This window comes from uncultured Bacteroides sp. (assembly GCF_910586915.1).
In the GTDB taxonomy this organism is placed as follows: domain Bacteria; phylum Bacteroidota; class Bacteroidia; order Bacteroidales; family Bacteroidaceae; genus Bacteroides.
Map to the genome: position 1 here is coordinate 1 of NZ_CAJULN010000024.1, position 21,871 is coordinate 21,871.

A 21,871-nucleotide genomic window follows, 5' to 3' on the forward strand; every position below is an offset into this window, starting at 1 on the left:
GTGCAAAGCGATGAAGCCCGTTTTGGAAGAGCTGAAATCGGTAGTAGGCGACAAAGCCCGGATTGTAAAGATAGACGTTGACCAACACGAAGAATTGGCAACCCGCTATCACATACAGGCAGTGCCTACTTTTATAGTGTTCAAAAACGGAGAGACGGTTTGGAGACATTCCGGCGTCATCCATAGCAGCGAACTGCAAAAGGCTATCGAGAAGCATTATACATAGGGTGTCTCTCTTGAAAGGAAAAAAAGATGATGCTATCATATACAAATAGTGACGGTATCCCGTGAGGATACCGTCACTATTTTTTATATCCTTATGTCTGTTATAAGACTGGATTATTTATCACCGAAATAACGGTTGTACAGACCTTCGAAGCCTTTACCATGACGAGCTTCGTCCTTGCACATTTCATGCACAGTGTCATGGATAGCATCCAAGTTCAACGCTTTGGCACGGGTTGCGATGCGTTTTTTGTCTTCGCAAGCACCTTGTTCGGCGTCTTTACGTTTCTGCAAGTTTGTTTTGGTATCCCAAACACAGTCGCCCAACAGTTCTGCGAATTTAGCAGCGTGTTCAGCTTCTTCCCAAGCATAGCGTTTGAAAGCCTCAGCTACTTCCGGATAACCTTCGCGGTCTGCCTGACGGCTCATAGCCAGGTACATACCCACTTCAGTACATTCGCCCATGAAGTGATTGTTGAGGTCTTTAATCATTTCTTCGTCGCAGCCTTTTGCTACACCGATAACGTGCTCATCGGCAAAAGTCAATGCACCGCCTTCCGTTTCAACAACTTCTACGAACTTGCTGGCAGGAGCTTTACACAAAGGACATTTCTCGGGAGCTGCGTCACCTTCACATACGTAACCGCAAACTGTACATCTGAATTTTTTCATTTTCTTCTCTGTTTTAATTAATTAGTCAATATTTGTTTCTATCTCTTTTCTTAAGCAATTCTTGCATATACCTTTATAATAATAATGAACTTCCGATATCTGATGTCCGTCCATCTCCAGATTCTCCTCTTTTCTCATTGCTTCGCGATAGTGCAAATCGTAAATATGTCCGCAACATTTGCAAAGGAAATGAGGATGGATGGATGTGTCCGCATCAAAATTGGTATTCTTTTCGTCAATCGTCAGCATTTGGGCCGCTCCTTGTTCCGAAAACAGTTTTAAAGTATTATAAACCGTAGTTCGCGAAAGTGTAGGCATCGAAGGAGACAGCGCCGTGTAAATATCATCAACGGAGGGATGGATGGGATTCTCCATCAGGTATTTCATGATGGCAATACGCTGCATCGAAGGTTTTATATTATGCTCTAATAATCTTTCGTAGGGTTTTATCATAACCTTTGTTTTTCAAAATTGTATTTATTACAATTATAAATCGAATGCAAATATAGAAACTTCTTTTGAAGATACAAACTAATTTATAAAAATATTGCCCTGAATATTCAAAACTATTTTCCTATTTTTGCATCATTATATATAAATAAGGTATAAGATGAACTACGGATTCGTAAAAGTAGCAGCAGCCGTGCCTCGCATAAAAGTGGCCGACTGTAAATTCAATGCAGAAAGAATAGAAAGCCTGATTACAACAGCCGAAGGAAAGGGAGTACAGATTATCGTCTTTCCGGAAATGAGTGTCACCGGATATACTTGCGGCGACTTATTCGGGCAACAGCTTTTGCTGGAAGAGGCAGAAATGGGATTAATGCAGATTCTGAACAATACGCGCCAGTTGGATATTATCTCCATTGTCGGTATGCCGGTGGTTGCCGATTCGACAGTTGTCAACGGAGCGGTAGTCATCCAAAAAGGAAAAGTATTGGGTGTTACTGCCAAAACGTATTTGCCCAACTATAAGGAGTTTTACGAACAGCGCTGGTTCACCTCTGCCCTGCAACTCACAACGGACCGTGTGCGCCTGTGCGGACAAATCGTTCCCATAGGGGCCAATCTGCTTTTCGAGACTTCGGATACCACTTTCGGAATTGAAATCTGCGAAGACCTTTGGTCGACGATTCCTCCCAGTTCGTCGCTTGCACTGCAAGGGGCGGAAATCCTGTTTAATATGTCGGCAGACAATGAAGGCATCGGAAAGCACAATTATCTGCGTTCGCTCATCAACCAACAATCCGCGCGCTGCATCGCAGGCTATGTGTTTTCATCGTGTGGTTTCGGAGAGTCTACCACCGATGTGGTCTTTGCCGGAAATGGATTGATTTACGAAAACGGCAGCCTGCTTGCACAAAGCGAGCGTTTCAGCTTGGAAGAGCAGCTTATTGTCAGCGAGATTGATGTGGAACGCATACGTGCGGAACGTAGAATCAACACGACTTTCGCAGCCAACCGGGCTAACTTGGGAGACAAGAAAGCGGTTTCCATCGCTACGGAGTTTGTGAACAGCAAAGAGTTGGTTCTGACGCGAAGTTTCAATCCGCATCCTTTCGTTCCGCAGGGAAAGGAGTTGAACGAGCATTGCGAGGAGATTTTCTCCATTCAGGTGGCAGGACTGGCACAACGGCTTGTCCATACGAGAGCCAAGACTGCGGTAGTCGGTATCTCCGGCGGATTGGATTCAACGCTTGCCTTGCTTGTCTGCGTGAAGACTTTCGACAAATTGGGATTGTCAAGGAAAGGTATCCTCGGAATCACCATGCCGGGCTTCGGCACGACCGACCGGACGTATCATAATGCCATCGACTTAATGAAGTCATTGGGTATATCTATCCGAGAAATTAGTATTAAGGAGGCCTGCATACAGCATTTCAAAGATATAGACCATGATATGAACGTGCACGACGTTACCTACGAGAATTCGCAGGCACGCGAGCGCACACAAATATTAATGGATGTGGCCAACCAGACTTGGGGAATGGTAGTAGGCACGGGCGATTTGTCGGAACTTGCTTTGGGATGGGCAACCTACAACGGCGACCATATGTCCATGTACGGTGTGAATGCAAGCATCCCCAAGACTCTCGTGAAATACTTGGTGCAGTGGGTGGCAGAAAACGGTATGGACGAGGACTCTAAAACTACTTTACTCGACATCGTGGATACACCTATCAGCCCGGAGCTTATTCCTGCCGATGAGAACGGGGATATCCGGCAAAAGACGGAAGATTTGGTCGGTCCCTACGAGCTACATGACTTTTTCCTTTATTATTTCCTGCGGTTCGGCTTCCGCCCGTCGAAAATTTATTATTTAGCAAACATCGCGTTCAAAGGTTATTATGATGAAGAGACAATCAAGAAATGGTTATCGACCTTCTTCCGCCGCTTCTTCAACCAACAGTTCAAACGCTCATGCCTGCCCGATGGCCCCAAAGTAGGAAGTATCTCTATCAGTCCGAGGGGAGACTGGAGAATGCCAAGTGATGCAAGTGCTGCGATGTGGCTTAAGGAAATAGAGAACTTATAGTTCTTCCTTTTTATAATAACATTGTAAGACACAGTATGAATACAGATTTTACAATCAGAACCGCCCGACAGTCGGATGCCTCCGAAATAAAAGAATTATTTCAGAACACCGTCCTTACCGTCAACAGGCAGAACTACTCGCAAGAAGAGGTCGAAGACTGGGCTTCGTGCGGAAAAGTTGCCCGGATAGAAGAAATGATAAAGACACATTACTTTATAGTTGCTGTCAATCAACAGATGCAAATTGCCGGTTTCTCTTCCATCACGCCGCAAGGTTATCTGCACTCCATGTTTGTACACAAGGATTTTCAAGGCAAAGGTGTGGCTACTGCTCTTCTGAGTGAAATAGAGCAATATGCAGACACGGCCGGAATCAAACGGATTACGTCTGAAGTCAGTTTGACAGCCCGTCCTTTTTTCGAGAAAAGGGGCTTCGTCGTGGAGAAAGAACAAAAAGCGAAAGCAAACAAACTCTTCCTTACCAATTTCCAAATGGCGAAAGGGTGACAAATGTGTATATTTTAAATTTTATACGGGGAAAACAAAAATGTCATAAAGCTATGTGTCAATCATTTAACCCTGAATGTATAACTGCCCGGTTATACAAGTCTATTCGGACAGTTATACAAGTCCATTTACCCTATTGGACAAGTGTAACGGAATAACACAAGCGGTTGAATGGATTAATAGATAAGGAGAAAAATATCAATTCATGCGGTAGAGACAACTATTTCTACCGCATGATTCAGTCCAATCATACAGACAATCGGATTGAATCAATCAGAAAGGTACTTTATGCAATGGGAATCAAAGCACTCCCTTACTTGACGGCAGTTCGAAATGATAGATGTCTCTCCTGACCGCCATCTTCAAAGCACGTGCAAGCGCTTTGAAAACACCTTCTATCTTGTGATGCTCATTCTGCCCTTCCGCCTTGATATTCAGATTCATTTTGCCTGCATCGCTCAACGACTTAAAGAAATGAAGAAACATTTCCGTAGGCATCTCCCCTATTTTCTCCCGTCTGAATTCAGCATCCCACACCAACCACGGGCGACCGCCGAAATCCAAGCAAACCTGGCAAAGACAATCATCCATCGGCAATGCATAGCCATACCGTTCGATACCCCTCTTGCTACCCAAAACCCGGTAAATGCACTCCCCTAAAGCAATGGCGGTATCCTCGATGGTGTGATGCTCGTCTACCTCTAAGTCGCCTTTCACACGAATCGTCAAATCCATACCCGAATGTTTGCCGATTTGTTCGAGCATATGGTCAAAGAAACCAAGCCCGGTGGCAATGTCACAAATACCGTGTCCGTCAAGGTTCAAGGAGATGTATATGTCAGTCTCCGTGGTGGTGCGGCGCACTTCCGCTTTTCGTTCACCCGCAAAAAGGAATTCGGCTATCCGGTCCCAATCAGTGGTTGCAAGGGCGCATACCTCTTCTAAACCTTTTGCTTTCAGACTATCTGTTGAGTCGTGCAGGAAGATGGCACGACATCCCAAATTCTTGGCAAGTTCGACGTCGGTAGGACGGTCGCCGATTACGAAACTTCCGGCAAGGTCATAATCGGGACAGCCAATATACTTGGTCAACATACCGGTGCGCGGCTTACGTGTCGGTGCGTTATCTTCCGGAAAACTGCGGTCTATCAAAATATCATCAAAAACAATCCCCTCTCCCGCCAACGTCTTCAGCATCAGGTTATGGGCAGGCCAAAAGGTCTCTTCCGGAAAAGAAGAGGTGCCCAATCCGTCCTGATTGGTAACCATGACAAACTCAAAATCGAGTTTGCTGCGGATAAAGCCCAAATTGCGGAATACCTTCGGGTAGAATTCCAACTTTTCCAACGAATCAAGCTGATAGTCGACAGGGGGTTCAATGACCAACGTACCGTCCCTGTCTATAAATAATACTTTCTTTTTCATATTCCTTTACTCTTTGTATGCACTCAGTGCTGCCAATAATGCATCGTTTTCCATCCGCGTACCTACCGTCACACGCAAGCAGTTACCGCAAAGAGATACCGAATGGCGGTTGCGGACAATGATGCCCTCGCCTACCAAATAATGATAGATTTTTACGGCTTCCGTCACTCTGACCAAGAAAAAGTTCGCGTCGGAGGGAAACAGCCGGAGTGTGCAGGGCAGCTTTGCGAACTCTTTTTCCAAATAGCGGCGCTCCTCTTTCAGTGTTTCCACCCATTGTTCTATCTGAGAATAGTTACGCAACATCGAGAGGGCTTGCTGTTGCGTCAGTTGATTGACATTGTAGGGATATTTGACTTTATTCAGCACAGCGATGATTTCTGCCGACGCAAACGCCATACCCAAACGGATGGCGGCACATCCCCATGCTTTGGAGAAGGTCTGTAATACAACCAAGTTGGGATATTTGTCCAACTCTTCGAGGAAAGAGGGCGCGGAGGAGAAGTCATTATACGCCTCATCCAACACAACCAATCCTTCAAACTTGCAGAGGAGTTTTTCTATTTCCGAACGGCGCAGGTCGTTTCCCGTCGGATTGTTGGGCGAGCAGAGGAAAATAAGTTTGGTATGTCCGTCGGCAGCCGCCAGCAGTTGGTCGGCCGAGAAACGGAAGTCGTCGTCCAACAGCACTTTCCGGTATTCCACATCGTTTACATCGGCACACACCTGATACATTCCGTAAGTAGGGTCGATAGCTACGACGTTGTCCGTAGCCGGTTCGCAGAAGGCGCGAAAAACCAGGTCAATCGCTTCGTCACTCCCGTTTCCCAAGAAAATCTGTTCGGGGGAAATGTGCTTGATTTCCGACAACAACGTTTTCAGTTCGCACTGCATAGGGTCCGGATAGCGGTTGTAAGGTGCGTTGTACGGATTCTCGTTTGCGTCTAAAAAGACAGTGGCGGTAACGCCTTTATATTCATCGCGAGCCGAAGAGTAGGGTTTCAATCTCCATATGTTCGGGCGGGTGAGTTCTTGCAGTGTTTTCATCAGCAATACTTTTTTAGAGGTTCAGTCATTGTTCATTGATAGCTTTGAGACGGATAGTAACCGCATTCTTGTGCGCATCCAAGTGTTCATTGGCCGCCATCTCCTCGATAGCTGGACCGATTGACTTTATTCCTTCCGGAAGTATTTCCTGAAAGGTAATCTTGCGGATGAAGCTGTCGAGGCTGACGCCGCTATATGCTTTCGCATATCCGTTGGTGGGCAGGGTATGGTTCGTACCGGAAGCGTAGTCGCCCGCACTTTCGGGAGTCAAAGAACCTAAGAACACAGAACCGGCATTGGTGACACGCTCCGCTACTTCCAGATAGTTTTCGGTTTCTATAATCAGGTGTTCGGGCGCATAGGCGTTGGTAAGTTCCAGGGCTTCCTTCATATCTCTGACCAAAATCAGTTTGCTGTTCTCCAATGACTTGGCGGCAATCTCACGGCGAGGAAGTTCTCGCAGTTGGCGTTCTACTTCGGTCTTGACTTCCGCTTGCAGTTTCCCGGAAGTTGTAATCAGCATAGCCTGGCTATCTGCTCCGTGTTCTGCCTGCGATAACAAGTCCGCAGCGACGAAAGCGGGATTTGCCGATGCATCGGCAAGCACTTCCACTTCCGACGGGCCGGCAGGCATATCGATGGCTACATCACGCAAGCCGACCAACTGCTTGGCGGCTGTCACATACTGGTTTCCCGGGCCGAAAATCTTATAGACCTTAGTGACGCTCTCCGTTCCGTAAGCCATCGCAGCAATGGCCTGCACGCCGCCTGCCTTGAAAATTTTGCCCACTCCCGCCAACTGTGCCGCAAAGAGGATGGCAGGATGGATGTTTCCCTCTTTATCGGGAGGCGTACACAGCACGATTTCTTTGCATCCCGCTATTTTTGCGGGAACAGCTAACATCAGTACGGTTGAGAAAAGCGGGGCTGTGCCACCCGGAATGTAAAGTCCTACTTTCTCAATGCCCACTGCCTTTTGCCAGCAGGTTACGCCGTTCATCGTTTCTACCTTCTTTCCGACAAAACGTTGGGAATCGTGGAAGGTTTCGATGTTCTGTTTGGCCAAAGAGATGGCAGTTTTCAGCGAGTCGCTCACCTGCGATTCGGCTGCCTGTATCTCTTCGGGAGTGACGGCAAGCGACGACAGAGCTACTCCGTCAAAGACCTCTTCGTATTCGATTACAGCTTTATCGCCTTCCGCCTTTACCTTATTTATAATGGTATGAACCGTATCGAACAGACTTTCCGTATTCAGTGCCGGACGCTTCAGGAGTTCCGTCCACTGCTCTTTCGAAGGATATTTAATCAGTTGCATAGGCTATACAATCATTTTTTCAATCGGCAACACCAAGATACCTTCCGCTCCCAAAGCCTTCAGTTTCCCGATAATCTCCCAAAAACGTTTCTCGTCAAGCACCGTGTGGACAGAACACCAGCCTTCTTGTGCCAACGGCATAACGGTAGGACTCTTCATTCCCGGCAATACGGCGATAATTTCGTCCAACTTGTCTTTCGGTGCATTCATCAGGACATACTTCTTGTCTTCTGCCGTTTTCACTGCATTCATGCGGAACAAGAGTTCGTTCAGTATCTCTTTTTTCTCGTCGCTCATATTCTTGTTGCCTATCAGCAGGGCTTCCGACCTCATTACGACCTCCACTTCCTTCAAGCGGTTGCTGACCAATGTGGAGCCAGAACTTACGATATCGAAAATAGCATCTGCCAACCCGATACCCGGAGATACTTCTACAGAACCGGTAATGACGTGAACTTCTGCATTTACACCATTCTTCTTCAAGAAGTTGTGGAGAATCACAGGATAAGAAGTTGCTATTTTCTTTCCATCGAACCACGACAATCCAGAATACTCCAAGTCCTTTGGCATCGCCAGCGAAAGACGGCACTTGCTGAATCCCAAACGCTTAATGATTTCAGCATCTTCTTCTTTTTCCATAAATTCGTTTTCACCGACCACACCCAAATCGGCTACGCCAGTGGCTACCGTCTGCGGGATATCATCATCGCGAAGGAATAGTACTTCGATAGGGAAATTGGACGACTGCACCAGCAAGGTACGTTTGGTGGTGCTCAACTTGATATCCGATTCTTCTAAAAGTGCCATTGTCTCTTCAAAAAGACGTCCTTTGGCTTGTACTGCGATTCTTAACATAATCTTATCTGTTATTTGTTGTTCATTACTACCTGAACTCAAGAAAACAAAAAAGGCTTACCACATTCGGTAAGCCTTCGTTATCATTATATAGAGTATACATAATATCATCCATGCCCACCGAGTTATTCGTTAGGAAAATGATGATAACGATGTGTAACTGTATATTTCATATTTCTGTTATTAACAGCGACAAAAGTAAAGCATTTGTTCTATACTTCCAAACATTTATCACAAAAAGTTTATCTTTTATTTCAAATTAAAGTTTTTCATTTCCGAATACAACGAATGGCAAAGGCTTTTCTGTCTACTCCCGATACTGCTTTTACGATTCTATTTGTATCACTTCTCAAATAAAAAACAGAGTCGGCTATCTCTGTGCCACTATCATCCAGCGTCCAGTATGCTAAGTATTTACCACCAAACACATTCTTGTTCGGCTCCACCCACATACCTATGGGAGCTGCATGAAATCCGGATAAATCAGTAGCGGGATGTACCGTACTCCCAGTTTTCACAGGTAACCATATATCTGATTTTAAGAGCGATGCGTCTCCTTTCAAATAGGAGTTCAAGATATTCCAGTCTCTCCAGTTCGGAACAGCAAAACAAGTGGGCAGAAAATTAGCGGACAAAGCAATATCGGCTGTATAAAAATGATGTTCCGCATCCGACTGTAAATATCCGACAGCATTTTCCGTTATTGTATCCAATTTGAGTATCGCTCCACCGTCCGAATAGAAAGCAGTTTCCAAATTACTCCGCATCCAATATTGAGTTCCAATCTTCACCAACGGGTAATTACGAATGATACCGCCACGCACATCACGGACTACATCTTCCATAACCAAGACAGACAACATTTTATCTGTCATTGACAATGAGATATTTCCGTCTGCCGTCACATACACATTATCGCGCGCAGTCAGGTTTCCGGCAGTATAAGTCAAGGAGTTATCAGCCGTATTCCACGAAACATTTCCACCATGAACCTTGCCCGACTGCCCCAATAGTTGAGCTACGATTCCTTGTGACAAGTCAATCTCTCCGTCTTCTTTCACCGGATAGGCGACAATGGCTTGAGAGGAGAACTCAGGAGTAACCAGATACTCTTTACATATTTCGGCAACCTGTTTGCCCGAACTCAGTACTCTATATACATTCGATTGCTCAAACGTCAATTTCGATACATCTATGTATTTATGCTGAATAACCGACTCGCTCCGATCGACCTCAGTACCATACCAATCGCTTATTTCTGCGTTTGCCTTACTCATCAATACATCTTCATCGGCTACAAATGTAATTTCCAGCTCTCTTTGCTTGCCAGCCGTCAACTGTAAAGTAGAAGGCAACAAACTGGTGTAGGGCTTTCCTCCGACTTGCAACGATATATACTGGTATCCAACGGTCGCCTCCTGAGGTATCAGAATAAGCTCCTTGCCGACCAGTCGTCCCTCTTTAATCTCCCACTCGCCTGCCGGAATCATCTCTTTCTCTTCGGAATAGGCAGAAAGCTCCTTTTTCTGAAAATCGTAGACTGCCTTCGTATAAAAACCGTTTACAGAGAGTGTGGGATTGGCGGACAAGATAGTCTCCACAGTTTCGCCTTCACCTGGTACAAGAGCAATCTTCAAACGAAAAAACTGATGATTATAAGTCAAAGCGACAGCTTCTTTACTTGCCGATACATTGTCTTTGAAAGCAACAAGGAAATCCGAATGTGAATAATCGTCCGGATTATTCTGGCTTGTAGCAACCGATACCGGCAAGATGCTTTCTCCCATCGCCACTCCCTCTTTCCGATAGGGATAATAACTGATTAAATTCAATGCCATTCCATCGCCCGGATAATAGACCGTCTCGCCGGTTACAAATTCATCGTCGGAAGAACGTACAAAAAGAAGATTATCCGCATAACGCTCTTCCTGCATCATAACGTTTCCAGTAAGTGCAAACAACCCCACTTCGTCCCCTTCTTCAAAATTATTGTTTGACAGACGCGTATTGACAACTTCGTGAATATTCGCGACAAACTTCAATGGAATATCTCCATTGTTAACCATTTCTCCCTCTTCTGAAATGTGATTGACACAAGCTGACAATGCAACAAAAATAAAAAATAGAAAACCTCTGTCCCCACACAGATTATTCCAAGTCTTCATAGTAGTATTAAATTAGTTAAAACAAGAAATCTCTGATTGAGCAGAAGAATGACATAAGAGGAAGTATTCACTTCAACTATGAGACATTACACAACACGTCTGTTGTTACTGTAAAATCGTAAATTTCAACATTCCATTTTGAAATGCAGAAGTGAAAATACACATTCTATCAACACAAGATATAATTTTCTTAAGAAAAATTCAAATGATATTTTAATCCGCAAATAATCAACCGTTTATAAATTCTATCATTTTTATCTAAATAAAATCTACACCTTAATTATATATACTTCCCGCCATTCTTAAAAAGTATATCCCACTTCTATCCCAGCAATGTGCTTGCCTTGCGAAGATGTATATTGATAGCAATAAAATACATCCAACGACCAACGTTTGGCCAAAGCAATCTCTACTCCGGAGTAATAACGCATACGCTCAGTTTTCCAAAAAGAGGCCGCACCCAGATTTTGATAAATCTCAATAGCAAAGTAAGGAGAAACAATTCTTTTCGCAGGAGTATAAGCCAATTTAAGACGGGAACGCAAACAAGTCTCCGAATCTCCATTGCCAACAGTCTGCTGCAATCTTTCACGCAAAGAGACTTTCAGCCATTGATAACGGAAACTCGCCACCGCACTGACGTGATAACGATGCCAGAGCTTCCAATCCGAATGACTCAAATGCCGAAAATGAGTTTCATAACCAATACCGAGGTTCAAAAAGGAACAGGAACGATAAGTACCCCCAAGCGTAAGTCCCAAACGATCCCACTCATTCATATCGTCCTTCGTACGCAGTTCCACATCACCAGAAACAGAGAAACGGGAATCTATCTTATGATTCACTTTGAATTTGGTCCATGTAGTAAAGTCATCATGCTGTGCCCGCAAGGAAGAGGATATTCCAAGCAATAACGCAAACAGGCAGGTCTTGGTGTTTAATAGGGTTCTATTCATTAGATATTGAAGTTTACGATACAAAAGTAGGAAATTCTCTCCGGCAAGGACAAATCTTTGTGATGAAATAGTTATGAAGATTCTGTTTCATTGTTTATAGATGGGTGTATAGAAGAGGATTTATGCAGAAAAAACGCTAAGAATGCTTCGTAGTTCGTAAATAATGATTAAATTTGCCGCGATTTGTAATGTTGAGTTTGCAAAATGACGAATAATACTATAAAGCATCTGGGTATTGTGGAAAACATACAAGGTTCTCATCTGTCAGTGAGAATCGTCCAGACATCAGCTTGTGCCGCTTGTAGCGCAAAAGGGCACTGCTCCTCAGCGGACAGTAAGGACAAAACCATAGACATAACGGATACTGCGGCTGCTTCTTACCAAATAGGAGAAAAAGTAATGGTAGTCGGCGAAACGTCGATGGGGATGCAAGCGGTAGCTTTGGCTTTCGTACTTCCTTTTGTACTTCTGATTTTCTCTTTATTCCTCTTTATGGCGTTGATGGAAAACGAGTTGTATGCAGCTCTTCTTTCCCTTGCCTTTCTAACTCCTTATTACTTCGTTTTGTGGCTCAATAAGACGCGACTGAAACAGAAATTTTCATTTACTATAAAACCAATAAATAACTAAAACATTATGAATTTGATTCTGATTGCAGTGATTTCATTGGGAGCGATAGCGCTCGTGCTTGCCGCTATCCTGTATGTAGCTTCCAAGAAATTTGCCGTGTATGAAGACCCGCGTATTGCCCAAGTGGGAGAAGTATTGCCACAGGCAAACTGTGGCGGATGCGGCTACCCCGGTTGTAGCGGATTTGCCGACGCTTGTGTCAAAGCCGGCTCACTGGATGGCAAGTTCTGTCCCGTAGGCGGACAACCTGTCATGGCAAAAGTAGCTGATATCCTCGGACTGGCAGCCGGTGAAGCCGAACCGATGGTAGCAGTAGTAAGATGTAACGGAACTTGTGCCAATCGCCCTCGTACCAACCAATACGACGGTGCGAAGAGCTGCGCTATCGCCGCTTCGTTGTATGGCGGGGAAACTGGTTGCAGTTACGGCTGTCTGGGATGTGGCGACTGTGTGGCTGCCTGCCAGTTCGGTGCCATCCGCATGAATCCCGAAACGGGAATCTCCGAAGTAGACGAAGCCAAATGTACGGCTTGTGCCGCTTGTGTGAAGGCTTGTCCGAAAGCGATTATCGAGATTCGTCCGCAAGGCAAGAAGTCGCGTCGCGTATATGTATCTTGTGTCAATAAAGACAAGGGAGCCGTGGCACGCAAGGCTTGCACCGTTAGTTGCATCGGTTGCGGAAAGTGTGTAAAAACTTGTCCGTTCGAGGCTATCACGCTGGAGAACAACTTGGCTTACATCGACCCGAACAAGTGCAAATCCTGCCGCAAATGTGAGGAAGTTTGTCCGCAGGGAAGCATTGTCGCACTGAATTTCCCGCCGCGCAAACCGAAGGCGGAAGAGACTCCGGTTGCTCCGAAAACTCCTGCCGCTCCAAAGGCAACAGCTGAAGCTCCGAAAGTAACAGAATAATAACAGAATAAAATACAGAATTGTATGTTAAAGACATTTTCAATTGGTGGAGTTCATCCACACGAAAATAAATTGTCGGCACATCAACCTATCATCACGGCGGAAGTTCCTGCAAAAGCCGTCATTTTGCTAGGACAGCACATCGGTGCGCCCGCAAAACCGATTGTAGCCAAAGGCGATGTGGTAAAGGTGGGCACCAAGATTGCCGAACCTGCCGGATTCGTTTCGGCAGCCATTCACTCTTCCGTCAGCGGTAAAGTGGCGAAAATTGATACGGTAGTCGATGCGAGCGGTTATGCGAAGCCTGCCATCTTCATTGATGTGGAAGGCGACGAATGGGAAGAAACAATCGACCGCAGCAAGACATTGGTAAAAGAATGCGAGCTCACACCGGAAGAAATCGTGAAGAAAATTGCCGATGCGGGAATCGTAGGTTTGGGAGGCGCCTGTTTCCCTACACAAGTAAAACTCTGTCCGCCGCCTGCTTTCAAGGCAGAATGTGTGATTATCAACGCGGTAGAATGCGAACCGTACCTGACTGCCGACCATCAGCTCATGCTTGAACATTCCGAAGAAATCATGGTGGGTGTCTCCATCTTGATGAAAGCCGTAAAGGTGAATAAAGCATTTATCGGAATCGAAAACAACAAGCCCGATGCCATCGAAGTAATGACGAAAGTGGCTTCCGGCTATGCGGGTATCGAGGTTGTGCCTTTGCAGGTGAAGTATCCGCAGGGAGGTGAAAAGCAGTTGATTGACGCGGTTACGAAACGTCAGGTGGCAAGCGGCGCACTGCCTATCTCTACGGGAGCAGTGGTACAGAACGTGGGTACTGCGTTTGCGGTGTACGAAGCTGTACAGAAAAATAAACCGTTGTTTGAACGTGTAATCACCGTGACGGGAAAATCGGTAGCGAAGCCTTCCAATTTCCTCGCCCGTATCGGTACGCCGATGAAGCAGTTGATTGACGCCTGCGGCGGTCTGCCCGAAGATACGGGAAAAGTAATCGGCGGCGGCCCGATGATGGGTAAGGCGTTGGTGAACATCGAAGTTCCTACGGCAAAGGGAAGTTCGGGTATCCTGATTATGAACTGCAAGGAAGCCAAACGCGGCGAAGCGCAGACTTGTATCCGTTGCGCGAAGTGCGTAAGTGCTTGTCCGATGGGACTGGAACCCTATTTACTCGGAGCTTTGTCCGAAAACGGAGATTTTGAAACAATGGAAAAAGAAAGAATCATGGATTGTATCGAGTGCGGTTCCTGCCAGTTCACTTGTCCTGCCAACCGTCCGTTGCTCGACTACTGTCGTCTGGGAAAAGGTAAGGTAGGAGCTATGATTCGCGCACGTCAAGCTAAAAAATAACGAATATGGAAAATAAATTAATCGTATCACTATCACCCCACGTTCATGGCGGAGACAGCGTACAGAAGAATATGTACGGCGTGCTCATCGCACTGATTCCGGCTTTCCTGGTGTCTCTCTATTACTTCGGACTGGGTGCGCTGATTGTTACAGCTACTTCCGTTGCCGCCTGTTTGTTCTTTGAATGGGCTATCGGAAAAATTTTGATGAAGAAACCGACCACTACCATCTGCGACGGCTCTGCCGTTATCACAGGTGTGTTGTTAGCCTTCAATTTACCTTCCAACCTACCGATTTGGATTATCATCCTCGGCGCATTGTTCGCTATCGGTGTGGGCAAGATGTCTTTCGGCGGTTTGGGTTGCAATCCTTTTAACCCGGCACTGGCAGGACGTGTATTTCTGTTACTCTCTTTCCCAGTGCAGATGACAAGCTGGCCAGTAGTCGGACAATTGACAGCTTATACGGACGCTACGACCGGTGCTACGCCGCTCGCCATTATGAAAGGTGTGATAACCGGTGCTCCGGGAATGTCACTCAATGACCTGCCGGATGCTTTCGCCCTGCTCATCGGTCAGAACGGCGGATGTATCGGCGAAGTAAGTGCCATCGCTCTCCTACTCGGACTTGCTTATATGCTGTGGAAGAAAATTATCACCTGGCACATTCCTGTGTCTATCTTAGTAACAGTATTCGTGTTCGCAGGCATCATGCACTTGACCGCCCCTGAGAAATATGTCTCTCCGCTCTTGCAGTTGCTTTCCGGAGGTCTGATGTTGGGAGCCGTATTTATGGCAACCGACTATGTGACATCTCCGATGAGCAAGAAAGGAATGTTGATTTACGGTGTTTGCATCGGTCTGCTGACTGTGGTAATCCGTCTGTTCGGTGCATATCCCGAAGGTATGTCGTTCGCCATTCTGATTATGAATGCGTTCACTCCGCTGATTAATACCTATTGTAAACCTAAACGCTTTGGGGAGGTAGCGAAGAAGAAATGAAAAAGTTAGAATCATCTTTGAAAAATATGTTACTGGTGCTTACGGGTGTGACTGCTGTCTCCGTAGCATTGTTGGCTTATGTGAACGAACTGACAAAAGGCCCCATCGCCGAAGCGAATGCAAAAACGCTGAGCGATGCAGTCGGTATGGTAGTGCCGGGCTTTGACAACGACCCGATTGCCGAAAAGAAGGTGCAAGTGGTAAATGGTGTTGAATACGCTGTCTACCCCGCTACAAAAGATGGCGAATATATCGGAGCCGCCGTGGAAACCACTTCATTGGGCTTTGGCGGTGAACTGAAAGTATTGGTGGGATTTGACGCTGAAGGTAAAATCATCGACTACTCTCTGCTTTCACACGCCGAAACACCTGGACTCGGCTCAAAGGCTGCCGACTGGTTTAAAAAAGGTAACAAAGGCGACATCACAGGTATGAACCCCGGCGAAACATCGCTCACAGTAAGCAAAGACGGCGGAAAAGTAGATGCCATCACTGCTTCTACCATCACCTCGCGAGCTTTCCTGCGCGCCATCAACGAAGCCTATGCCGCCTATGCGGGACAGGATACTACCGACGGCACTACGGGCGCTACCCAAAAGAAAACCGAACAAAGTGGAGACGCCGCTACGGGAGCTACCATTAAAGTTGAACTTACTGATTCTGTCAGTGCTAAATAAGAAAGGAGACAAGTATGAATAACTTTAAAGTAATGATGAACGGGATTATCAAAGAGAATCCTACGTTTGTACTCCTGCTTGGTATGTGTCCTACGTTGGGTACAACTTCATCGGCTATCAACGGTATGGGTATGGGACTGGCTACCATGTTCGTGCTCATCTGCTCGAACGTAGTGATTTCTCTGATTAAGAACCTGATTCCGGATATGGTGCGTATCCCGTCATTTATTGTAGTAATCGCGTCTTTCGTGACATTGCTCCAAATGGTGATGCAGGCTTATGTACCGGGACTGTATGCAACGCTCGGTCTTTTCATCCCGTTGATTGTGGTGAACTGTATCGTACTCGGACGTGCCGAAGCCTTCGCTGCCAAGAACAACGCAGTCGCTTCCATGTTCGACGGTATCGGTATGGGACTCGGTTTTACCATTGCCCTCACACTGTTGGGTGCTGTACGCGAATTTTTAGGAACCGGTAAGATTTTCGACTTCGCCATCATGCCCGAAGAGTACGGAATGCTGGTGTTCGTATTGGCTCCGGGCGCATTCATCGCCTTAGGATACCTCATTGCGCTGATTAACAGCTTTAAGAAAGCCTGATTCTATCAAATAAAATAAGAAAAGAATATGGAATATATATTGATATTTATTTCGGCAATCTTTGTCAACAACATCGTGTTGTCGCAATTTCTTGGAATCTGCCCCTTCCTGGGTGTCTCCAAAAAAGTGGATACAGCACTGGGAATGAGCGCTGCCGTTGCCTTCGTATTGACAATCGCCACTATCGTCACCTTCCTGATTCAGAAATTTGTACTTGATGCTTTCGGATTGGGATATCTGCAAACGATTACCTTCATCCTCGTCATCGCCGCACTGGTACAAATGGTGGAAATTATCCTGAAGAAAGTATCTCCGGCGCTCTATCAGGCGTTAGGCGTGTTCTTGCCATTGATTACAACTAACTGTTGTATTTTAGGTGTCGCCATCCTCGTGATTCAGAAAGACTACGATTTGCTGACAGGTGTTGTATATGCGTTCTCCACGGCTATCGGCTTCGGACTCGCTTTAGTACTCTTTGCCGGACTGCGCGAACAGATGAGCCTGGTAAAAGTGCCGAAAGGAATGCAAGGCACACCGATTGCTCTGATTACTGCCGGACTGCTTGCTATGGCCTTCATGGGATTCTCCGGCGTAGTGTAAAGGCTGCGACCGATGAATGACAAATAGGAATTGGAAACCTCACACAATGTGGTAATACACAAAATATGGGGTTTCCAATTTTTTTATGATTATCCGCTATCTTCCCCCATCTACCAAAACGACGCATTTACAGATTAATAATCAGCCTGTTACAGCATCTATATGCGCTGCGTGCAGGAGATATAGATACTGGACGTAGCGCATATAGATGTTGCAAGTAGGACATATATGCGGTGAAAGCAGGAGATATAGCTCCTGCAAATCGGTCATCTGAAGAGGGAAAATAGCGGATAATCATTTCTTTTTTTAGACTAAAACTTACATTTATTGCCTTTTATTGAAATAAAAAGTCGAAAAATGTTGGATTTTCATTTTATTTCCATAAATTTGTGGCTCAAACGACAAAAAGCCGGAAAACTAACCATTTATAAAGAATATGAAAGAAAGAATTTTAGTAACGGGCGGAACAGGATATATCGGTTCGCATACCGTAGTAGAACTGCAAAACAGTGGCTACGAGGTAATCATAATTGATAATTTATCAAATTCAAGTGCCGACGTTGTTGACAATATAGAGAAAGTGTCCGGTATACGTCCGGTTTTTGAAAAATTGGATTGTCTGGATTTTGCAGGACTGGATGCTGTATTTACAAAATATAAAGGAATTAAGGCTATTATTCATTTTGCGGCGAGCAAAGCTGTAGGAGAATCGGTGGAGAAACCGTTACTGTATTATCGCAATAACTTAGTCTCTCTGATTAATCTTCTCGAACTGATGCCTAAGCACGGAGTAGAAGGTATCGTGTTCTCTTCTTCTTGTACAGTGTACGGTCAGCCCGACGAACTGCCGGTGACTGAAAAGGCACCAATCAAGAAAGCGGAATCGCCCTATGGAAATACCAAACAGATAAATGAAGAGATTATCCGCGATACGGTAGCTTCCGGTGCTCCGATTAATGCTATCATGTTGCGTTACTTCAACCCGATTGGTGCGCATCCCACTGCATTGCTGGGCGAATTGCCAAACGGTGTTCCCCAAAACCTGATTCCTTATCTGACTCAGACTGCTATAGGTATTCGCGAGAAACTAAGTGTATTTGGTGATGATTACGATACACCCGACGGTTCTTGTATCCGCGACTTTATCAATGTAGTAGACTTGGCTAAGGCACACGTGATTGCTATCCGCCGTATCTTGGAAAAGACACAGAAAGAAAAAGTGGAAGTGTTCAATATCGGAACGGGACGTGGTGTGTCTGTATTGGAATTAATTAACGGCTTTGAAAAAGCCACTGGCGTGAAGTTGAATTATCAGATTGTCGGACGTCGTGCCGGTGATATTGAGAAAGTTTGGGCGAACCCCAATTTTGCAAACAATGAATTGGGATGGAAAGCCGTAGAAACTTTGGAAGATACTTTGCGTTCTGCCTGGAATTGGCAGTTGAAACTTCGCGAGAGAGGTATTCAATAAAAAAGAAACATAATTTACATAAATAACAAAGAACAAGTCGTGTATGCGACTTGTTTAACCGTTGCAAACCTCTTGACGCTGGTTGTGGGTATGTGAATATCAGCAAACAGTACTTATACCGCTCGGTATAGACAGGAGATTGCATAGTAGTTTTGTCGTGTTTTATTTTGTGTTTGTGTTGTGACGGTACTACGACGTGAGTCGTGGTACCGTTCTTTTTTTAGCTTACTAAGGAGATTTAATACAAGAAGAGCAATTAACAGTCAGACAATTAAATTCAAGCATTACGGAAATCAGCCTTTAGGCAACGAAGTACTAAATGCCAGGTATTGTCCCTTACTCTTCTCTCATTTATATTGAAGAGACATCATTGAGGCTTAAGAATAGAATCATTGATTCATAAAAAAATGCTGATTGAATTTGTCGTTCAATCAGCATTTTCGGATATTTTCGTACTCTATAGAATCAGCCTTCTATAAAAACAATTATTTCTCCTTTCTATAATTTTCCAATCCTTTTTGAAGGAACTGTATGTATTCAGGAATATCCTCGTTATAAGCATACGATTTATTCAGTGGTTTACCCTGATTGTCAAGCAACACATAGAAAGGTTGGGCGTTAGCACCGAATTTCACACGTTGCAGATAACTCCACTTGTCACCTACTGTACGCAAAGTACGTTCCGTACCGTTTTCCATGATTTTCACAGGTTCGGGCAGAGGAGTTTTGTTGTCCACATAAAGCGTGATTAATACATAGTCATTGTTCATCAAGTCGCTCACCTTCGGGTCAGTCCATACGGCAGCTTCCATCTTGCGACAGTTTACACAGCCGTATCCGGTGAAGTCAATCATCACAGGTTTTCCATTCATACGTGCATACTCCATACCCAAATCATAATCATCGAATTTCGCATGGACTTCATTCTTGTATAAGTTGAAGTCTTGCGTTTGCATAGGCGGGGCAAATGCACTCACTGCTTTCAAAGGCGCTCCCCACAAACCGGGAACCATATATACTGCAAAAGCCAAAGAAATCAAGGCCATGAAGAAACGAGCCACTCCTACTTTATTATCGTCATCATCGTGCGGGAACTTAATCTTACCCAACAGATACAATCCAAGTAAGGCAAAGATTACAATCCACAAAGCAAGGAAAGTTTCACGGTCAAGCAATCTCCATCCATAAGCCAAATCGGCAACAGAAAGGAATTTGAGTGCGAAAGCCAATTCGAGGAAACCTAATGTTACCTTAATCACATTCATCCAGCCACCTGACTTCGGCATAGATTTCAACCAAGACGGGAACAAAGCAAACAGGGTGAACGGCAAAGCCAAAGCAATGGCAAAGCCTAACATACCAATGGCGGGAGCAACCACACTACCCGTTGTGGAAACCTGTACCAGCAAAAAACCGATAATAGGACCCGTGCAAGAGAAAGATACCAATGAAAGCGTAAAAGCCATCAGGAAAATACTCAGCAGTCCGGTGGTAGACTCCGCTTTGCTATCTACTGCATTACCCCATTTCGACGGAAGACGGATTTCAAATGCGCCGAAGAACGAAGCGGCAAAAACCACCAACATCAAGAAGAAAAGAATATTGAAGATAGCATTGGTAGACAAGGCATTCAATGCACTTGCACCGAATATCAACGTGATTGCCAATCCCAATGTCACATAAATCACAACAATGGACGCACCGTATGTCCACGCATCGCGAATACCTTTCTTTTTATCTTTAGTGCGTTTCAGGAAAAAGCTGACAGTCATCGGAATAATAGGCCATACACAAGGGGTAAACAAAGCCAGCAGACCGCCGAGGAAACCAGTTATGAAAACATATATCCACGACATATCCTCCTGACCGTGCTCTTCACCCAAAGTCTGCAAGTCACTGATTACCGGTTGCCAAAGGTCACTGGAAGCCACGGCAGGACGGACATCGGCTGCTTCAACCGCCGGAGTAGTGGGAGTCTGTTCCGTTTCAGCAGGAGCCTGCACCGTTTCGACAGGAACCTCCTTTACTTCTGCGGGCGCAGGAGTTACCTGTTCTTCTGTTTTCGGCAATTTCTGTTGCGGTTGTTCTACCTTAGCAGCAGCATTTCCAACTTTCGCCGTTCCGGAATACTTGAACGGAACTTCGGTAGGCGGAAGGCAACTCTCGTCGTCGCACGCACCAAATTCCAGATAACCTTCTATTTCATAAGCACCGCCGATAAATTTTACTTTCTGAACGAACTTTGCAGTCTTTTCAAAATAACGCACCTGCATTTCAAACAGTTTGTCGAAAGTAGCCACTTCGCTGCCTACCGGTTTCAGTTTGCCGACAAGCTCCAAACCGTTTTTCTTGTCTACATTGAATGTAGCGGAAATGGGACCTCCGTCTCCAAGTTCGGTAGAATAGACGTGCCATCCCGGTTCGATGGCAGCAGTAAACACAATCTCTGCTTCGGTATCAGAAAGGGTGTTCAATTCCGTTTTGAACTTTACCGGTTCTTTGATTTGTGCCTGCAAAGCATAAGCCACAATGCTTAAGAGCAGAAAAGAAATAAACTTTTTCATTTTAATATTTTTTGGGAGGGTTATAATTCATAATCTACACACGCACGGCTTTCTTTTGTTTCGGCCAGAATCTTTCCGGCTGCCACATGATCGGGATGTGTTGCATAGTATTTCACGTCTTCCAGCGTGTCAAACTCACTATAAAGTGCGATATTCCACGTTTCGCCGGGATTCATATTCAATCCGACTTCTATTTTCCGGATAACGGAGATTTTGGCAGGAAGTGCTTCTATCGCTTCCTTGAAATTCGTCATGACTGCCCGTTTCTCTTCGAGGGGAACGTCGTCTTTTAACTTAAATAATACAATGTGTTTTACCATTACGTTGTTATTTTAATGAATTGTTTCTATATT

General features: G+C 45.2%; 21 protein-coding genes. 11 read left to right on the forward strand and 10 right to left on the reverse strand.

Annotation, left to right across the window (positions count from 1 at the left end; translation table 11 throughout):
* Positions 1–226 (forward strand): thioredoxin family protein (locus tag QZ331_RS09545; protein ID WP_294629687.1); only part of this gene is annotated, 226 nt, incomplete at its 5' end.
* A gap of 113 nt (positions 227–339) precedes the next feature.
* Here QZ331_RS09545 and QZ331_RS09550 read toward each other — a convergent pair.
* Positions 340–897 (reverse strand): NADH peroxidase, encoded by a 558-nt coding sequence (locus tag QZ331_RS09550; RefSeq protein WP_294629689.1) that lies wholly within the window; start codon positions 895–897, stop codon positions 340–342.
* Positions 898–918: 21 nt separating this feature from the next.
* Complete coding sequence (locus QZ331_RS09555; protein ID WP_294629738.1) at positions 919–1,347, reverse strand: transcriptional repressor; 429 nt, start codon at positions 1,345–1,347, stop codon at positions 919–921.
* Positions 1,348–1,507: 160 nt separating this feature from the next.
* On the opposite strand from QZ331_RS09555, the gene QZ331_RS09560 reads away from it, so the two are divergent.
* Both QZ331_RS09560 and QZ331_RS09565 read left to right on the forward strand, forming a co-directional pair.
* The gene (locus tag QZ331_RS09560) at positions 1,508–3,433 is read left to right on the forward strand and encodes an NAD(+) synthase (RefSeq protein ID WP_294629691.1); all 1,926 of its coding nucleotides are present in this window, start codon (positions 1,508–1,510) and stop codon (positions 3,431–3,433) included.
* Positions 3,434–3,468: 35 nt separating this feature from the next.
* Positions 3,469–3,939 (forward strand): GNAT family N-acetyltransferase, encoded by a 471-nt coding sequence (locus QZ331_RS09565; protein ID WP_294629693.1) that lies wholly within the window; start codon positions 3,469–3,471, stop codon positions 3,937–3,939.
* A gap of 300 nt (positions 3,940–4,239) precedes the next feature.
* Here the strand turns inward: QZ331_RS09565 and hisB are convergent, their stop codons facing one another.
* The 6 genes from hisB to QZ331_RS09595 form a co-directional block, all read right to left on the reverse strand.
* Positions 4,240–5,364 (reverse strand): bifunctional histidinol-phosphatase/imidazoleglycerol-phosphate dehydratase HisB, encoded by a 1,125-nt coding sequence (gene hisB, locus QZ331_RS09570; protein WP_294629695.1) that lies wholly within the window; start codon positions 5,362–5,364, stop codon positions 4,240–4,242.
* 6 nt (positions 5,365–5,370) lie between these two features.
* Positions 5,371–6,411: a histidinol-phosphate transaminase gene (gene hisC / locus QZ331_RS09575; protein WP_294629697.1), complete on the reverse strand. Its 1,041-nt coding sequence runs from the start codon at positions 6,409–6,411 to the stop codon at positions 5,371–5,373.
* A 25-nt stretch (positions 6,412–6,436) separates the two neighbouring features.
* Complete coding sequence (gene hisD, locus QZ331_RS09580) at positions 6,437–7,726, reverse strand: histidinol dehydrogenase (protein ID WP_294629699.1); 1,290 nt, start codon at positions 7,724–7,726, stop codon at positions 6,437–6,439.
* 3 nt (positions 7,727–7,729) lie between these two features.
* Positions 7,730–8,581 carry an ATP phosphoribosyltransferase gene (hisG, locus tag QZ331_RS09585; RefSeq protein WP_294629701.1) on the reverse strand — a complete coding sequence of 284 codons (852 nt, stop codon included), beginning with the start codon at positions 8,579–8,581 and terminating at the stop codon, positions 7,730–7,732.
* Positions 8,582–8,850: 269 nt separating this feature from the next.
* A complete protein-coding gene (locus tag QZ331_RS09590) occupies positions 8,851–10,746 on the reverse strand; it encodes a fimbrillin family protein (RefSeq protein ID WP_294629702.1) in 1,896 nt (631 codons plus the stop codon).
* A gap of 302 nt (positions 10,747–11,048) precedes the next feature.
* Positions 11,049–11,702 (reverse strand): DUF2490 domain-containing protein, encoded by a 654-nt coding sequence (locus QZ331_RS09595; protein WP_294629704.1) that lies wholly within the window; start codon positions 11,700–11,702, stop codon positions 11,049–11,051.
* 204 nt (positions 11,703–11,906) lie between these two features.
* Between QZ331_RS09595 and QZ331_RS09600 the strand changes: the two genes are divergently transcribed.
* The 8 genes from QZ331_RS09600 (at position 11,907) to galE (ending at position 18,954) form a co-directional block, all read left to right on the forward strand.
* On the forward strand, positions 11,907–12,332 hold the full coding sequence (locus QZ331_RS09600) for a SoxR reducing system RseC family protein (RefSeq protein ID WP_294629706.1): 426 nt from the start codon (positions 11,907–11,909) through the stop codon (positions 12,330–12,332).
* 6 nt (positions 12,333–12,338) lie between these two features.
* Positions 12,339–13,244, forward strand: a complete 906-nt coding sequence (locus QZ331_RS09605) for a Fe-S cluster domain-containing protein (RefSeq protein ID WP_294629708.1) — start codon at positions 12,339–12,341, stop codon at positions 13,242–13,244.
* A gap of 24 nt (positions 13,245–13,268) precedes the next feature.
* The gene (gene rsxC / locus QZ331_RS09610) at positions 13,269–14,606 is read left to right on the forward strand and encodes an electron transport complex subunit RsxC (RefSeq protein ID WP_294629710.1); all 1,338 of its coding nucleotides are present in this window, start codon (positions 13,269–13,271) and stop codon (positions 14,604–14,606) included.
* 5 nt (positions 14,607–14,611) lie between these two features.
* A complete protein-coding gene (locus QZ331_RS09615) occupies positions 14,612–15,607 on the forward strand; it encodes an RnfABCDGE type electron transport complex subunit D (protein ID WP_294629711.1) in 996 nt (331 codons plus the stop codon).
* Positions 15,604–16,284: an RnfABCDGE type electron transport complex subunit G gene (locus QZ331_RS09620; protein ID WP_294629713.1), complete on the forward strand. Its 681-nt coding sequence runs from the start codon at positions 15,604–15,606 to the stop codon at positions 16,282–16,284. Before QZ331_RS09615 ends, QZ331_RS09620 begins: the two co-directional genes overlap by 4 nt.
* 14 nt (positions 16,285–16,298) lie before the next feature.
* Positions 16,299–16,883, forward strand: a complete 585-nt coding sequence (locus QZ331_RS09625; RefSeq protein ID WP_294629714.1) for an electron transport complex subunit E — start codon at positions 16,299–16,301, stop codon at positions 16,881–16,883.
* Between the two features lie 27 nt (positions 16,884–16,910).
* Positions 16,911–17,483: an electron transport complex subunit RsxA gene (gene rsxA, locus QZ331_RS09630; protein WP_294629716.1), complete on the forward strand. Its 573-nt coding sequence runs from the start codon at positions 16,911–16,913 to the stop codon at positions 17,481–17,483.
* 436 nt (positions 17,484–17,919) lie between these two features.
* A complete protein-coding gene (gene galE, locus QZ331_RS09635; protein ID WP_294629718.1) occupies positions 17,920–18,954 on the forward strand; it encodes a UDP-glucose 4-epimerase GalE in 1,035 nt (344 codons plus the stop codon).
* A 485-nt stretch (positions 18,955–19,439) separates the two neighbouring features.
* Here the strand turns inward: galE and QZ331_RS09640 are convergent, their stop codons facing one another.
* Together QZ331_RS09640 and QZ331_RS09645 are read right to left on the reverse strand one after the other, a co-directional pair.
* Entirely contained in the window at positions 19,440–21,518 is a 2,079-nt protein-coding gene (locus tag QZ331_RS09640; protein ID WP_294629719.1) for a cytochrome c biogenesis protein CcdA, read from the reverse strand.
* Between the two features lie 20 nt (positions 21,519–21,538).
* Complete coding sequence (locus QZ331_RS09645) at positions 21,539–21,838, reverse strand: Dabb family protein (RefSeq protein WP_294629721.1); 300 nt, start codon at positions 21,836–21,838, stop codon at positions 21,539–21,541.
* Positions 21,839–21,871: the final 33 nt, after the last annotated feature.

Bases quoted from the DNA above. Each gene is read 5' to 3' on its own strand.
- QZ331_RS09625 (WP_294629714.1), top strand. From the start codon at position 16,299: ATGAATAACTTTAAAGTAATGATGAACGGGATTATCAAAGAGAATCCT.
- QZ331_RS09640 (WP_294629719.1), bottom strand. From the start codon at position 21,518: ATGAAAAAGTTTATTTCTTTTCTGCTCTTAAGCATTGTGGCTTATGCT.
- QZ331_RS09595 (WP_294629704.1), bottom strand. From the start codon at position 11,702: ATGAATAGAACCCTATTAAACACCAAGACCTGCCTGTTTGCGTTATTG.
- hisB (WP_294629695.1), bottom strand. From the start codon at position 5,364: ATGAAAAAGAAAGTATTATTTATAGACAGGGACGGTACGTTGGTCATT.
- QZ331_RS09605 (WP_294629708.1), top strand. From the start codon at position 12,339: ATGAATTTGATTCTGATTGCAGTGATTTCATTGGGAGCGATAGCGCTC.
- QZ331_RS09590 (WP_294629702.1), bottom strand. From the start codon at position 10,746: ATGAAGACTTGGAATAATCTGTGTGGGGACAGAGGTTTTCTATTTTTT.
- QZ331_RS09645 (WP_294629721.1), bottom strand. From the start codon at position 21,838: ATGGTAAAACACATTGTATTATTTAAGTTAAAAGACGACGTTCCCCTC.
- hisC (WP_294629697.1), bottom strand. From the start codon at position 6,411: ATGAAAACACTGCAAGAACTCACCCGCCCGAACATATGGAGATTGAAA.
- rsxC (WP_294629710.1), top strand. From the start codon at position 13,269: ATGTTAAAGACATTTTCAATTGGTGGAGTTCATCCACACGAAAATAAA.
- rsxA (WP_294629716.1), top strand. From the start codon at position 16,911: ATGGAATATATATTGATATTTATTTCGGCAATCTTTGTCAACAACATC.
- QZ331_RS09615 (WP_294629711.1), top strand. From the start codon at position 14,612: ATGGAAAATAAATTAATCGTATCACTATCACCCCACGTTCATGGCGGA.
- hisG (WP_294629701.1), bottom strand. From the start codon at position 8,581: ATGTTAAGAATCGCAGTACAAGCCAAAGGACGTCTTTTTGAAGAGACA.
- hisD (WP_294629699.1), bottom strand. From the start codon at position 7,726: ATGCAACTGATTAAATATCCTTCGAAAGAGCAGTGGACGGAACTCCTG.
- galE (WP_294629718.1), top strand. From the start codon at position 17,920: ATGAAAGAAAGAATTTTAGTAACGGGCGGAACAGGATATATCGGTTCG.
- QZ331_RS09600 (WP_294629706.1), top strand. From the start codon at position 11,907: ATGACGAATAATACTATAAAGCATCTGGGTATTGTGGAAAACATACAA.
- QZ331_RS09560 (WP_294629691.1), top strand. From the start codon at position 1,508: ATGAACTACGGATTCGTAAAAGTAGCAGCAGCCGTGCCTCGCATAAAA.
- QZ331_RS09565 (WP_294629693.1), top strand. From the start codon at position 3,469: ATGAATACAGATTTTACAATCAGAACCGCCCGACAGTCGGATGCCTCC.
- QZ331_RS09620 (WP_294629713.1), top strand. From the start codon at position 15,604: ATGAAAAAGTTAGAATCATCTTTGAAAAATATGTTACTGGTGCTTACG.
- QZ331_RS09550 (WP_294629689.1), bottom strand. From the start codon at position 897: ATGAAAAAATTCAGATGTACAGTTTGCGGTTACGTATGTGAAGGTGAC.